The sequence below is a fragment of the Nocardia sp. NPDC059236 genome (genome assembly GCF_042754085.1).
Taxonomy (GTDB): Bacteria; Actinomycetota; Actinomycetes; order Mycobacteriales; family Mycobacteriaceae; genus Nocardia.
Genome location: NZ_JBHZAF010000001.1, coordinates 457568 through 472126, shown reverse-complemented (window position 1 = coordinate 472126; position 14559 = coordinate 457568). Strand labels below are relative to the sequence as shown.

Below are 14559 nucleotides of genomic sequence, written 5' to 3'. Positions count from 1 at the left end.
TGGGCAGGAAGCGAATGGCGGTGCTGGCCTTCGACGGCGTCCGGCTGCTCGATGTCACCGCCGTACTGGAGGTGCTGAGCACCGCCGCCGGGTCGGGTGCGCGCTATGACGTGACGCTGTGCTCACCGGACGGCGCACCGGTCACCACAGCCGCGGGTACGCGCCTGCTCGTCGACGCGGCCGCGGCCGAGGTGGGCCGCGTGCACACGCTGATCGTGCCGGGCGACGACCGGTTTCCGTACTCCCCCGTCGACAGCGGGATTCTGGACGCCGTTCGCACCCTGTCGCCGTCCACGCGCCGCACGGCTTCGGTGTGCACGGGCGCTTTCGTCCTGGCGCAGGCCGGTTTTCTCGACGGCCGCCGCGCGACCACGCATTGGCGGCATGCCGCCCGGCTGGCCCGCGCCTACCCGTCGATCACGGTCGAACCGGATGCCATCTACATCCGCGACGGCAAATACCTCACCTCGGCCGGAGTCAGCGCGGGCCTCGACCTGACCCTGGCGCTGGTCGAGGAGGACGAGGGCGCCGACCTCGCCCGCGAGGTGGCGCGGGAACTGGTCGTCTTCCTGCGACGGCCGGGCGGGCAATCGCAGTTCTCGGTGGCGTCCCGCACCGCGGTGCCACGCCGGGACGATGTGCGCGCCGTCGTCGACGAGGTGTTCGCCGACCCGGCCGCCGACCATTCGCTCATCGCCATGGCGGCCCGCGCCGCCGTGAGCACCCGGCAGCTCACGCGCCTGTTCCGCGACGAACTCGACACCACCCCGGCGGTATTCGTGGAATCGGCGCGCGTCGAGGCCGCACAGGCGATGCTGGAGGCCGGGGCCTCCGTCACCGTCGCCGCCCACCGATCCGGTCTGGGCAGCGAGGAATCCTTGCGCCGCATCTTCTTCCGGCGCTTCGGCATCACCCCGTCCGCCTATCGGGCCCAGTTCCGGACCGCGCGCCGGGCGTGACCGGACGGTCCCGGCGCGGTCAGGCCGTGCCGGACTCGAGCAGGGCCTTGGCGCGATCCAGGCCGGAAACCTCTGCGGTCATGGTCTTCTGGACCGGGCCGTTCATGAGCAGCTTCTTGAGGCCCGACAGTTCCGCGGCCAGCGAGAAGGTCACCGCGGTGCCCTCCGCCACCGGCGCGAAGGCGTAGGTGACCGTGGGACGCAGCGGTCCCGCGATGCCGTTCAGGACGACCTTCTCGTTCGGGATGTACTCGGTGATCTGGACGTCGGCGGGGATGCCGCGGCCGCCGGGACCCGAGACCGTCTGACGGTAGATGGTGCCCACGGCGGGCGGGCCTTCGGCGGTGATCTGCTTGACGCCGGTGCGCCAGCGGGCGCTGTTGGCCGAGTCGGCGAAGAAGGCGAACACTTCGTCGATGGGGCGGGCGATGGTCACCGTACGGGACGCGGCGGGCATGGCGGTCCTTTCGCCTCGAGGGTGTTCGGCAGCGATGCTGGTTCATGACACCAGCAAGCGGGCGGCCGGGCCACCACCCGGGCGGCGTGTCCGCGCCCGGCTTCGCCGAACCCGATCAGCTCACCACCGGCGATGGCGAGCGTCGAAGGTTTCGGTGGGGTATTCGTCCTCGACCGGTGTTCTGATTGCGTGCCCGCACCATGCATCGCAGCGCCAGCAACGACCCGGTGACGGACATGACATAGGCCAGGACAGGGGTGAGCCACCCATAGGTGAAATGGTCGATTACCAGCATGCGGGCACCTTGCCGGAATGGCCGTTCATGACGGTTCACCGGTGACTGAGCCGAAGACTAGCGAGGAAGTACCAGGTCGTAATTTGCCGCAGCACAGTCCGAAATAATTAGCTGGGGTTTGCTGGGCGGTATGCACGCAGGTAGCCGCCGGTATGGGCGAGTCCGGAGCACCGCGCGTCCCAAGTATGCGGTCCTTGACACCTAGCACCCTTTCGGCAACCCGACAAGGGCCGAAGGTCACTCGTGCACAATGCAATTGCGGAACAGTGCACAATGCCACCGCGAAATCACCCGAGATGCTCGGTCTGCCGACTTCGTCAAGAATCTCCAATTCCGCCCGATACCAACGGATTCCCCGACCGATTCGACGACCTATCCCTCCCGGCCACCTGCACCACGGATCTGAGCAATATCACCGGAAGCAAGTGAACGACAATCGCCGGGTGGTTCGAAGACCACCCGGCGATGTCGAATCAGATTGTCGCGGAGCCGTTTACCGGCCGGAGCCGATTACCAGCCGCGCTCGGCGAGGCGGTGGGGCTGGGGGATCTCCTCGACATTGATGCCGACCATGGCCTCACCCAGGCCGCGCGAGACCTTGGCCAGGACATCGGGGTCGTCGTGGAAGGTGGTGGCCTTGACGATGGCGGCAGCGCGCTCGGCCGGGTTACCGGACTTGAAGATGCCCGAGCCGACGAACACGCCCTCGGCGCCGAGCTGCATCATCATGGCGGCGTCGGCGGGGGTGGCGATGCCGCCGGCGGTGAACAGCACGACGGGGAGCTTGCCGGTCTCGGCGACCTCGGCGACCAGCTCGTAGGGGGCCTGCAGTTCCTTGGCGGCGACGTAGAGCTCGTCCTTGGGCAGGGAGGTCAGGCGGCGGATCTCGTCGCGGATCTTGCGCATGTGGGTGGTGGCGTTGGAGACGTCGCCGGTGCCGGCCTCACCCTTGGAGCGGATCATGGCCGCGCCCTCGGTGATTCGGCGCAGCGCCTCGCCCAGGTTGGTCGCGCCACACACGAACGGGACGGTGAAGGCGAACTTGTCGATGTGGTTGGCGTAGTCGGCCGGGGTCAGCACCTCGGACTCGTCGATGTAGTCGACACCCAGCGACTGCAGGATCTGCGCCTCGACGAAGTGACCGATGCGGGCCTTCGCCATGACGGGGATGGAGACGGCGTTGATGATGCCGTCGATCATGTCCGGATCCGACATCCGGGACACGCCACCCTGGGCGCGAATGTCGGCGGGGACCCGCTCCAGCGCCATGACCGCGACGGCACCGGCATCCTCGGCGATCTTGGCTTGCTCCGGCGTGACGACGTCCATGATCACACCGCCCTTCAGCATCTCGGCCATGCCGCGCTTGACGCGGGCGGTACCGATGGTGGGGGTGGTGTCGGGCGTGGTCACGGCAAACTCCTGGGTCATGTGGGCCAATCGGTCGGATCGCTCGGAATCGAACAGGTCGATTCTAGGCGGCGCTTTCAGGCCACTTCATAGCCAGTCCGACACGACTGGACTGCCCGCCCCGCAAGGATGACGGGCGTCACAGCGCCAGGGTTACCGCGTCGCTACTACAGCGGTCCGACGACGAAAATCGTCGCCCAGTACTCGGCCGCGGCCGGACCCATCAACGGCTCCAGGAAGTCATAGAGCAGGTAAGACACGAAGAATTTTCCACCTTCCACACACGGTCCGCCGATTCCGTTGCACGGCAAACCTTCCCAGGGACCCTAGCGGAGATTGCGTCACAGATCACGAAAGGTCCGGGAGACCGCCGGTCAGCCCAGGGTGTAGACGTAGCGGCTCGTGGGCACCAGATCCAGATTCAGGTGGGCGCCGAAGCGGACGACGCTCTCCATCATGGCCGTCACGCGCCGCTGCAGTTCCGCATCATCGCCGCCGCTGCCGTAGAAGGCATGTGCGCTGGTCATGGCCGCCATCGGGAACAGTTCCTCGACGAGGGCGTCGACCCGCTTGCCGTCGGTGATCGCCTCGGTGACGGTGTTCTGGACGTAGCCGAACGTGTCCTGGGTCTCGATAGCCACTGGCGTGTGCAGGACGTGCCACCGATGCAGCCACTCCTCGCGCGTCAGGTCCTCGGGAATCCGCAGAATCGCGATATTCGCCAGCGCGTCGGTCCGGACCCCGTCCTCGACCACCGGCGGCTCGATGGGCCGGCGCTCGTCCACGACCCACCCGTTCACGTCGTCCGCGACCGTCCACAGCACATCGGTGACCGCCGCGTGCTCGCCCTCGGTCCACACGCTCACGATGGCGTCGATCGGCGCGTCATAGGTGGTGTGCTTCACCTGCGCGGCCTCGACATCGGCATCCCGCACATTCACCTGATAGGCCGTCACCCCCACCCCGGCCAGCTCTTTGCGCAGCTCCTCGCCCCGCAGCCGCTCCCCCAGCCCCGCGCCCCACAACACATACATCAACTTCATGCCGTAAGTCCTTGCCACAGATCACCATTGATCGCCCCACCGTAGCCCCGCCCGCCGCCCGGAATGCGAGCTTTCAGCCGCCGATCCCACCCACCGGACCGAGGCCGGCGGTTCTCAGCGGATGGAGCGGACTTCGGGGTCGATGTCGGAGTCGGCGGCCGCGATGGCATCCGCGAGGAGTTGGTCGAGGTGGTAGGGGTAGACGGTCTCGCCGGAGTGGTCGATCTGGGCGATGTCGGTGGGGGTACACCATTTGCTGCCGGTGATGGAGCGGCGTTCGATGTAGTCGAGGTTGGTGGGGACCGGGTCGAACGCCTTGGCGCGCAGAGCGAAGAACAGTTCCTCGGAGCGGATGAGTTCGCCGTTGAAGGGGAACACCGCCACCCGGCGCCAGAGGGGGCCGCGCAGAGCCGAGGAGTCGGCGGCGTGGCCGGTTTCCTCGTAGAGCTCGCGGATCGCGGCCTCGCGCAGGGTTTCCCCGGGGTTGACGCCGCCGCCGATGGTGAACCAGAACGGGACGTCGGGGACCTTGGGGTCGACGCCCTGCAGCAGCAGGACGCGGTCGTTCTCGTCGACCAGGACCACGCGGGCCGAGGTGCGGACGGTGTCGACGTCGAGGCCGGTGGAGGCGGCGGGGGTGACCCGTTCGGCGATCTCGAAGTAGGTCGGCAGCGGTGCGGTGCCGCCGAGGTGCAGCCAGCGGACCAGGCGGCGGGTGCGCAGGGCGAGGGTGTCGCGGACCGCGTCGTTGTGGAAGCGGCGGGCGATGAGGACCCGGGCCTCGGCATCGGCGAGTTCGGCCACCAGCTGGGGTGGCAGCAGCGCGATGTCGACCGCGGACAGGGCGGCGGCGAGCTGGTTCTCGACGGTTTCGCGGTCGCGCCAGTTGGAGCGTTCGGCGCGGTCGGCCAGGGCGGTCAGCCGGCGGGCCTGCTCGACCAGGGACGGGTCGTAGAGCCCGGCGAGGGTGGTGGCCACCGAGCGCCCCACCACCGCGCGCCGGGCCAGGGCCGCGTCCAGCGCGTGGCGGGCCTGGTCGGTGCGCACGTGCAGGCGGTCGAGGCGGTTGGCGGTGGTGTAGGCCCAGACCGCGGCGGTGACGATGAGGGCCGCGACGAGGGCGAGGACCAGGATGGTCGTTGCGGAGAAGGTGATCATCCGGCGGTCCTGACACGCACATCGCCGACGGTCACGGTCTCGTACACCCGCAGGATCTGCTCGGCGACGACCGGCCAATCGTATTCGCCGACAACCTGATTGGCGGTGCGGATGAACTCCTCGCGCCGGGCGTCGTCGGTGAGCATGCCGCTGATCGCCTCACCCAGCCGCGCCGAGTCCCCGACCGGCACCAGCTGGCCCGCGGTGCCGTCGCGCAGCACCCGGCGGAAGGCGTCCAGATCGCTGGCCACCACGGCGGTCCCGGCGGCCATGGCCTCGACCAGCACGATGCCGAAGCTCTCACCGCCGAGATTGGGCGCGACATAGACATCGGCACTGCGCATGGCCGAGGCCTTCTCGGCATCCGACACCTGGCCGAGGAAGCGCAGGTGTCCCGCGTTCTCCCCCGCCTCGCGGCGCAGCCGGTCCTCGTCACCGCGGCCGACGATCAGCAGCTCGAGCTCCGGATGCCGGCGCACCAGTTCGGGCAGCGCGCCGAGCAGTACCTCCATGCCCTTGCGCGGCTCGTCGAACCGGCCCAGGAACAGCACCGATTTCCCCGCGCGCGGATACCCGGCCAGCAGCGGCGCGTGTGCGAACGCGGGTACGTCGACGCCGTTGGGGATCTCGACCGCGTCCCCGCCCAGCGCCTCCACCTGCCAGCGCCGCGCCAGCTCGCTCACCGCGATCCGGCCGCTGATCTTCTCGTGGTACGGCCGCAGCACACCCTGAAAAGTGCTCAGCACCAGCGACTTCGTGGTCGAGGTGTGGAAGGTGGCCACGATCGGCCCCTCCGCGATCTTCAGCGCCAGCATGGACAGGCTGGGTGCATTGGGTTCGTGGATGTGCAGGACGTCGAAGTCGTTCTCGGCGATCCAGCGGCGGATCCGGGTATAGGCGGTGGGCCCGAAGGACAGTCGCGCCACCGAGCCGTTGTAGGGGATGGCCACGGCCTTGCCCGCGGACACCACGAAATCGGGCAGCGGCGTGTCGTCGGCGGCGGGCGCGAGCACGCTCACCTTGTGGCCGCGCTCGATGAGCACCTGCGCCAGCTCCACGACATGGGCTTGCACCCCGCCCGGCACATCGAACGAATACGGGCAGACCATGCCGATTCTCATAGCGCCCCTGTTCCCTGCGACCCCTGCGCGTCATAGCCCAGCGCCTGTTGCGCAGCGGCGATACGTTCCAGTCTGGCCTGCGACAGGTCGCTTTCCCACAGGGGTTGCAGCATGTGCCAGTCCGCCGGATGGGCGGCGATATTCGCGGCGAACACGTCGGCCAGCGCCTGGGTGGCGGGCGCGATGCCCCCGGACAGATCCAGCGCCTCGAAGACCTCCATGCCCCAGCCCTCGCGGCCGTCGGCCTCGGTGGTGAACCAGCAGTGCACGGGCAGCAGCGCCGCACCGGTGTCGGCGGCCAGTTTGGCCGCGCCGGCGGGCAGCCAGGTGCGTTCACCGAACATGGTGACCGGCACCCCCTTGCCGGTGAGGTCGCGCTCCCCCAACAGGCAGACCACCTTGTTGTCCCGCAGGCGATCGGCCAGCTGCGGGAACGGCGGCTGCTCGCCGCCGGTCAGCGGGAACACCTCGAAGCCCAGGCTCTCCCGGTACTCGATGAACCGCTCGAACAGCGACTCCGGCTTCAAACGCTCTGCGACCGTGGAGAGCCGGCCGTAGTTCTGTACCAGCCAGACACCGGCCATATCCCAGTTGCCCGAGTGCGGCAGCACCAGCAGCACGCCCTTGCCCCGGGCCAGCGCCGCGTCCAGGTGTTCGGCACCGTCCACGTGCAGCTGTCCGAGCGCGGTGTGGTCCATCGACGGCAGCCGGAACGCCTCGCGCCAGTAGCGGGCATAGGATCGCATACTCGCCGCGATCAGGCTGTCCGGAACCGCCTCCGGAGTCGTGCCCAGCACGCGGGCGAGGTTGCGGCGCAGCTGGTTCGGGTGCCCGCGGTGCGCCTTCCGGTTCGATCGCCGGGCCGCGGCGTTCGCGCCCGCGTCGAAGCCCTTGCGCGCCATGCCCGCCGGCAGGCTGCGGACAAGCCGCCACCCGGCCGCGTACGCCTTGTCGGTCATCGCGGACGTGAAATCGGTTGTCACCGCTGCGGTTCCTCCGGAGCCTTCGCCGCCGGGGCGATGATGTCGCGGGCGCCGGGGGAATTGCGCACCGCCAGCACCCGCTGGAAGACGGTGATGATGCTGAGCACGGCCAGCGCGTACATGGCCGCGTACACCGCGTACGACAGCCAGGTGATGCCGAAATAGCCGCCGATACCGGTTAATCCGGCGCCGACCAGCACGATGACCAGCCGGTCGGGCCGCTCGATCAGGCCGCCGTCGGCCGACAGCCCGCTGGCCTCCGCCCGCGCCTTCGCGTACGAGATTACCTGCGAGGTCACCAGCACCACCAGGGTCGCCACGAACAGATGCTTGGAGTTCGCGTGGTACACCGACCACCAGGCCAGCCCCGCGAAGATGGCGCCGTCGGCCACACGGTCACACGTGGCGTCGAGCACCGCACCGTATTTCGTGCCGCCGCCCCGGGCGCGGGCCATGGCCCCGTCCAGCATGTCGAACATGACGAACAGCCAGATCACCATCGTTCCCCAGAACAGGTGATCGGTCGGGAACAGGGTCACCGCCGCGACGATCGAGGCGGTGGTGCCGATGAGCGTCATCGCATCGGGCGTGAGCCCCGTGCTCACCAGCGCTTTGCCCAGGGGCGCAGTCGCTTTGGCGAACGTCTCGCGACCGAAGAAGCTCAGCACGCTATCCCGCGTCCTTCCATGCGTCGGCTTCCTTCCACGCCTGTGCCAGCAGCGCCCGGGTTTCCCGGAGCAGCTGCGGCATCACCTTCACTCCGCCGACGACGGTAATGAAGTTCGCGTCCCCACTCCAGCGCGGCACGATATGTTGATGCAGGTGATCGGCGAGTGAACCACCGGCAACGCCACCGAGATTCAGGCCGACATTGAAGCCCTCGGGCCGCGACACCTGCTTCATCACCCGGATCGCCTGCTGGGTGAACGCCATCAGCTCGGCGCTCTCCTCGGTGGTCAGGTCCTCCAGGTTGGCGACCCGGCGGTAGGGCACCACCATCATGTGGCCCGGGTTGTACGGATACAGGTTCAGCACCGCGTATACCCATTGACCACGCGCGACGATCAGGCCGTCCTCGTCCGACATCTCCGGAATGTCGGTGAAGGGGTGCCCGGTCTTCTTGGCCGCGTCGATCTTCCGATCCTCGGCCTCGCCGGTGATGTAGGACATCCGGTACGGGGTCCACAACCGCTGCAGGCGGTCCGGATCCCCGGCACCGGTATCCACGATCTGCTCGGACACGGGGGCAATCCATTCACTCATCGATCCGCCTTGCGGATCTCGAAGCCCTCCGCGGTCGGCGACTCGTTCTCGCGGCGCCCGATCCAGTCCACGATGGTGGCCACCGCGTCGGCCACGGGCACGCCGTTGACCTGGGTGCCGTCGCGGAAGCGGAAGCTGACCGCGCCGCTCTCCACATCGCGCGCGCCGGCCAGCAGCATGAACGGCACCTTCTGCGCGGTCTGGTTGAAGATCTTCTTCTGCATGCGGTCGTCGCTGCGGTCGACCTCGGCGCGAATGCCGTTGTCCCGCAGGCGTTCGATCACGCCGTCCAGGTGCTCGACGAAAGTCTCGGCGACCGGGATGCCGACCACCTGCACCGGTGCCAGCCAGGCCGGGAACGCGCCCGCGTAGTGCTCGGTGAGCACGCCGAAGAAGCGTTCGATGGAGCCGAAGAGCGCGCGGTGGATCATGACCGGGCGGTGCTTGCCGCCGTCGGAGCCGGTGTACTCCAGCTCGAAACGCTCGGGCAGGTTGAAGTCCAGCTGGATGGTGGACATCTGCCAGGTGCGGCCGAGCGCGTCCTTGGCCTGGACCGAGATCTTCGGGCCGTAGAAGGCGGCCCCGCCCGGATCCGGCACCAGGTCCAGACCGGAGTCGGTGGCCACCTTGCGCAGGGTCTCGGTGGCCTCCTCCCACAGCTCGTCGGAGCCCACGAACTTCTCCGGGTCCTTGGTGGACAGCTCCAGGTAGAAGTCGTCGAGGCCGTAGTCGCGCAGCAGCGAGAGCACGAACTGCAGGGTGTTGGTCAGCTCCGCGTGCATCTGCTCCTTGGTGCAGTAGATGTGCGCGTCGTCCTGGGTCATGCCGCGCACCCGGGTGAGGCCGTGCACGACGCCGGACTTCTCGTAGCGGTAGACCGAGCCGAATTCGAACATGCGCAACGGCAGTTCGCGGTAGGAGCGCCCGCGCGACCGGAAGATCAGGTTGTGCATCGGGCAGTTCATCGGCTTGACGTAGTAGTCCTGGCCCGGCTTGCGCACCGAGCCGTCCTCGTTGAGTTCGGCGTCGAGGTGCATGGCCGGGAACATGCCGTCGCGGTACCAGTCCAGGTGGCCGGAGACCTCGAAGAGATGACCCTTGGTGATGTGCGGGGTGTTGACGAACTCGTAGCCGGCGGCGATGTGGCGGCGGCGCGAGTAGTCCTCGAGCTCCTTGCGGATGATGCCGCCCTTGGGGTGGAACACCGGCAGGCCGGAACCGAGCTCGTCGGGGAAGGAGAACAGGTCCAGTTCCAGGCCGAGCTTGCGGTGGTCGCGCTTCTCGGCCTCCTCGAGCAAGCGCAGATGCTCGTCCAGCGCCTCACTGGATTCCCAGGCGGTGCCGTAGATGCGCTGCAGGTCCTCGCGGGACTGGTCACCACGCCAGTAGGCGGCCGAGGAGCGGGTCAGCTTGAAGGCCGGAATGTACTTGGTGGTCGGGAGGTGCGGGCCGCGGCACAGATCGCCCCACAGCTTCTCGCCGGTGCGCGGGTCCAGGTTGTCGTAGATGGTCAGCTCTTTGCCGCCGACCTCCATGACCTCCGGATCGTCGATGCCCGACTTGTCGGAGATGAGCTCGAGCTTGAACGGCTCCTTGGCCAGCTCGACTCGGGCCTCGTCGACCTCGACCACCCGGCGCGAAAACCGCTGCGCGCCTTTGATGATCTTCTTCATCCGGGACTCCAGCTTGGCCAGATCCTCGGGGGTGAAGGGGCGGTCGACCTGGAAGTCGTAGTAGAAGCCGTCCTTGATGAACGGGCCGATGCCCAGCTTCGCCTCGGGGAACTCCTGCTGCACCGCCTGGGCCAGCACGTGCGCGGCCGAGTGCCGGATCACATTGCGGCCGTCCGGGGAATCGGCGGTGACAACCTCGACCTCGGTGTCGAGTTCGGGCACCCAGGACAGGTCCTTGAGCGCGCCCTCGGCGTCACGCACCACGATGACCGCGGCCGGGCCCTTGCTCGGCAGGTCCGCCTCGCGCACCGCGGCCCCGGCCGTAGTCCCAGCCGTAACCCGGACGCGGGCGACTGGGGTCTGCTGGGGTGAGGTGGTCACGGCTGGACACTCCTTGGCGGTTCACGGCGGGTGGTCGATCCGCCGTACAGGTTGGACTGGATGACCGGGCACCCCCTTCGTGAAGGGCAGAGCCCCGGCGGCACCACTCTATCGGCACGGTTGTCACCGCGCGCCGATGGACCGGCCCCGCCGCGTCGCCCGCCACCGCGCAGGTCCCGGCCCGGGCCGACCCCGCCCCGGTGACCAGGTGAAACACCCGATCAGCACGAAGAATCGAGGATCCGGCGGCACCTGTGGAACAAGATCGGCCCGAACCGTGGAGTCCAGCGCTCCCGAGCAGGTCGACCGCATGATTCTCCGAGCGACCGCACCGCCACGGCAAGCGAATTCACCGCGGGGCCGAGGCCGCCACCCGCGTGCGGCGACCTCGGACGTATGCGCTTGTCCTGCGCCGCAGGAGGTTTCGGGCAGCCGGGGTGGCGGCTCGAGGCGTGCACAGTCGCCGGCACGCTCGACCGGGCCATCAGCCCCGCGCAGCCACCTCGGCGAGCAGGGCTTCGCGTTCGGGGGCGGGGCGTTTGGGGCAGCTGGTGCACATCTCGCAGCCCGGCACCTCGAAGACCAGGCAGCAGGAGATGCGGCGGACGAAGGTGCGGCCGCCGACGTCCTGGAACCGTGGCACCGGCAGCCGGCCCGCGACATCGCGGGCCAGGCGGGCACCGGCCTCCTCGGCCCCGATGTCCAGGGCGCGGTTGCCGATGGCGTCGGCCACGATCGCCCACAGCGAGGCCGCGCCCGCGCCGGACACCTCGGCCACCACCGGAATCACGCGAGACAGCGTGTGCCGCAACGCATGTCCGACGGACGCCGTCGCACAGCAGCCTCCGGACTCGGCGTCCGGGTCCTCGGCGGGCGCCACCGGTCCGGCACTCGCCGGGCCGGCGGCCTCCCCGGATCGCGGCGATGGCGCGATCGGAGACCAGGATTCGATGGGCAGCGGACCCGCACCGACGAGGTAGCCGCGCGGTTCCGGCAGCACCCGCTCCACGCCACCGTCGGGCCGCATCTCCAGGGCGATGTGCTCGAGCGCGGGATCGAAGGCGGGCCGCCCGCTCGCGATGGCCGCGACGATCGGATCCACCAGCGACGAGGCCGCCATGCACCACCACAGCGTCCCCGACACTCGCGTGTTGGCAGTCCCCCACGAGATCCCCATGTCGGCGATCCGCTCGGCCAGCCACTGTGGTCGCAGTAGGTCGGTGCCCGGCACCAGCGCCTGTGAAACGGGGGGCTGCGCAACCATTTCCATTCGACTCCGATCCGGCCGATCCACGGTGATTACTACCCACGATGTCACGTTTTCGCGCCGATGTGGGCCGCTCCCCCGCGACCCCCGGCGCACCCGTTCGACTCGCGATGCCGCGAGGCGCGCTCAGCGTATGCCGCGCGGGCTCCCCCACCGCGCCGACGCGCCCGGCGGCGAGCACCGGCCGGATCGCCACCCCGGAAAACACGATGGTGCGGGCATTCCCGAACGGGAAGCCCGCACCAGCGCAGGGTGGGCACTATCAGTGGGTGTGGGCCAACGCCGATAGCTCGGGTGCGTCGATTTCCCGGATGCCCGTTGCGGTGACCTCCAGGACTCGGGCGGTCCCGATGTCGAAGAACAGGCCGGAGACCTCGAGGCCGCGGTCCAGGATCGCCCGCCGGACCACCGGGTGGGCGCGCAGCGTGTCCAGCTGGACGGCCACATTCACGATGGACAGCTGGTCGGCCACCCCGAATCCGGCACGCGCCGCCGCGGCGGCAATCGGGTCGCCGGAGCGGAAGCGGTCCAGGCTGGCCCGGCCGTGGACCAGCCAGTTGCCCAGGCCGGGCCCGGTGGGCCCGCCCGCGACCAGTGCCTTCATCGCCCCGCACGCGGAGTGACCGCAGACCACGACGTTGTCCACGACCAGATCGTCGACGGCGAAGGCGAGCGCCGCCTCGATGGAACTGTCGCGGCCGCCGGGGACCACCAGGTTGCCGACATTGCGGATGGTGAACATGTCACCGGGCCCGCTGTTGGTGATCATGTTGGGCACGATCCGGGAATCCGCGCAGGTCAGGAATAGCGAGTGCGGGTTCTGCCCGTCGCGTAGCTCGTCCAGGTGCGGGCGCACCAGGTGGGCGTTGCGCTGATGGAAGGCGGCCACGCCCTGGGTGATCGGGTTGCCGTCGTCCTCGCGCCAGGGGCGCAGCACATCGTCGAGCAGGGTGCGGGCGCGCCCGCGCACCGGCGGGCCGGTCAGGGCGTGCGCCATGCGGGCGGTGCCGAGTTCCACGAATTCGACTGTGCCGCCGGTGCTCTCGTGCTGGCCGGCCCAGTCGTGGATGGCCTCGTAGGCGGCGTGGTCGAGGAAGTCGACGCTCATCTCGACCAGCACGTCGGTCCCGCCGGGCACCTTGGCCAGTTCCGAGGACAGTCTCGGCAGTGCCAGGAACGTGCAGGTGCCGTCGATGCTGACCAGCCAGCGATCGGTGCCGGCCACCTCGCCGGCAGTCACCGAGACGCGCACGACCCGCCACAGCAGCAGGCCGAAGGCCAGCGCCAGGCCGATGATGACGCCCTCGAGCAGGTTCAAGAACACCACGCCGAGCACGGTCACCAGGTACACCAGCAGGTCGCCGGTGCGCCGGGCCAGCTTGATGTGGGCGAGCTTGACCAGCTGCATGCCGACCACGATGAGCAGACCGGCCAGGGCCGATTTGGGAATCTGCTGCACCAGGCCGACCAGCGCCACCGAGAACACCAGGATCCAGAGGCCGTGCAGGAATGCCGAGGCGCGCGAGCGGGCGCCGGCCTGCACATTGGTGGCACTGCGCACGATGACGCCGGTGACGGGCAGGCCACCGAGGCCGCCGGAGATCACATTGGCCGCGCCCTGCCCGACCAGTTCGCGGTCGAAGTTGGTGCGCGCGCCGGTGTGCATCTTGTCCACGGCGACCGCCGACAACAGGCTCTCCACGCTGGCGATCAGGGCGATGGTCAGTGCCGCGAGCACCACCTCACCCCACTCGCCGGAGGGCAGGTCGGGCAGGCCGATGGCGTCGAACAGCGAGCCGCTCAACACGATTCGCTCCGGATCACCGGGCAGCACCAGTGACAGCACGGTACCCGCGACCACGGCGATCAGGGGGCCGGGCAGCACCTTCAGTTTGCCCGGCACGTACTTCCAGCTGAGCATGATGGCGATGACCACCAGGCCGACGACGAAGTCGTCGCCGTGCAGGTTGAGCAGCTGGTTCGGCAGTTCCTTCAGGTTCTCCCACGCGGAGCTCTGCGAGGTGCCGCCGAGCAGCACATGGAACTGCTGCAGCGCGATGGTGACACCGATACCGGCGAGCATGGCGTGCACCACGACCGGCGCGATGGCCAGCGCGGCGCGGGCAATGCGGCTGAGCCCGAACAGGATCTGCAGCACACCGGCCAGCACGGTGATGAAACAGGCTGTCTTCCAGCCGAATTCGTTGATGGTGGCGGCGACCACCACGGTCAGGCCGGCCGCGGGCCCGCTGACCTGCAGCGGCGAACCGCCGAGCAGGCCGACCACGAGGCCGCCGACCACGGCGGCGATGAGTCCGGCGGCGATGGGCGCGCCGGAGGCGACCGCAATGCCGAGCGAGAGCGGCAGTGCGACGAGAAAGACGACAAGGGATGCAGGAAGATCATGACGCAGCAGGCTGTCGAGCCGGCCGTCGGTTCTGCCTGGCGGTGAATCGGTGTCGCGAGACATTTCGCTCCTCAGCGAGCATGTACAGGGGGCATCGAATAAGGGCTGCGGACGGCTCTGGCCGCAGACTCACCGGACGAGC

12 protein-coding genes are annotated in these 14559 nt (G+C 69.0%); 1 reads left to right on the top strand and 11 read right to left on the bottom strand.

The genetic code is table 11. From position 1 onward, the window contains the following. The first annotated feature begins 14 nt into the window (after positions 1-14). A complete protein-coding gene (locus ACFXIV_RS02385) occupies positions 15-959 on the top strand; it encodes a GlxA family transcriptional regulator (RefSeq protein WP_379395704.1) in 945 nt (314 codons plus the stop codon). Between the two features lie 19 nt (positions 960-978). On the opposite strand, the gene ACFXIV_RS02380 is transcribed toward ACFXIV_RS02385, so the two are convergent. From ACFXIV_RS02380 to ACFXIV_RS02330, 11 genes are all read right to left on the bottom strand, one after another. Then, positions 979-1416 (bottom strand): SRPBCC family protein, encoded by a 438-nt coding sequence (locus ACFXIV_RS02380; RefSeq protein ID WP_379395166.1) that lies wholly within the window; start codon positions 1414-1416, stop codon positions 979-981. Between the two features lie 805 nt (positions 1417-2221). After that, a complete protein-coding gene (gene pdxS / locus ACFXIV_RS02375; protein ID WP_354837128.1) occupies positions 2222-3142 on the bottom strand; it encodes a pyridoxal 5'-phosphate synthase lyase subunit PdxS in 921 nt (306 codons plus the stop codon). A 353-nt stretch (positions 3143-3495) separates the two neighbouring features. Then, positions 3496-4164, bottom strand: coding sequence for a hypothetical protein (locus ACFXIV_RS02370; protein ID WP_379395168.1), 669 nt, complete (start codon positions 4162-4164; stop codon positions 3496-3498). 114 nt (positions 4165-4278) lie between these two features. Then, positions 4279-5319 carry an NUDIX domain-containing protein gene (locus ACFXIV_RS02365; protein ID WP_379395706.1) on the bottom strand — a complete coding sequence of 347 codons (1041 nt, stop codon included), beginning with the start codon at positions 5317-5319 and terminating at the stop codon, positions 4279-4281. After that, a complete protein-coding gene (locus tag ACFXIV_RS02360; RefSeq protein ID WP_379395170.1) occupies positions 5319-6443 on the bottom strand; it encodes a glycosyltransferase family 4 protein in 1125 nt (374 codons plus the stop codon). Before ACFXIV_RS02360 ends, ACFXIV_RS02365 begins: the two co-directional genes overlap by 1 nt. Continuing rightward, a complete protein-coding gene (locus tag ACFXIV_RS02355) occupies positions 6440-7402 on the bottom strand; it encodes a phosphatidylinositol mannoside acyltransferase (protein WP_379395708.1) in 963 nt (320 codons plus the stop codon). The genes ACFXIV_RS02360 and ACFXIV_RS02355 overlap by 4 nt, the downstream gene beginning before the upstream one ends. Before the next feature lie 20 nt (positions 7403-7422). Next, positions 7423-8094, bottom strand: coding sequence for a phosphatidylinositol phosphate synthase (gene pgsA, locus ACFXIV_RS02350; RefSeq protein ID WP_379395172.1), 672 nt, complete (start codon positions 8092-8094; stop codon positions 7423-7425). A gap of 1 nt (position 8095) precedes the next feature. Then, the gene (locus ACFXIV_RS02345; RefSeq protein ID WP_379395174.1) at positions 8096-8689 is read right to left on the bottom strand and encodes an HIT family protein; all 594 of its coding nucleotides are present in this window, start codon (positions 8687-8689) and stop codon (positions 8096-8098) included. Then, complete coding sequence (thrS, locus tag ACFXIV_RS02340) at positions 8686-10743, bottom strand: threonine--tRNA ligase (protein WP_379395176.1); 2058 nt, start codon at positions 10741-10743, stop codon at positions 8686-8688. Before thrS ends, ACFXIV_RS02345 begins: the two co-directional genes overlap by 4 nt. A 484-nt stretch (positions 10744-11227) precedes the next feature. Next, positions 11228-12007, bottom strand: coding sequence for a (2Fe-2S)-binding protein (locus ACFXIV_RS02335; RefSeq protein WP_379395178.1), 780 nt, complete (start codon positions 12005-12007; stop codon positions 11228-11230). A 265-nt stretch (positions 12008-12272) separates the two neighbouring features. After that, a complete protein-coding gene (locus ACFXIV_RS02330; RefSeq protein ID WP_379395180.1) occupies positions 12273-14480 on the bottom strand; it encodes a SulP family inorganic anion transporter in 2208 nt (735 codons plus the stop codon). Positions 14481-14559: the final 79 nt, after the last annotated feature.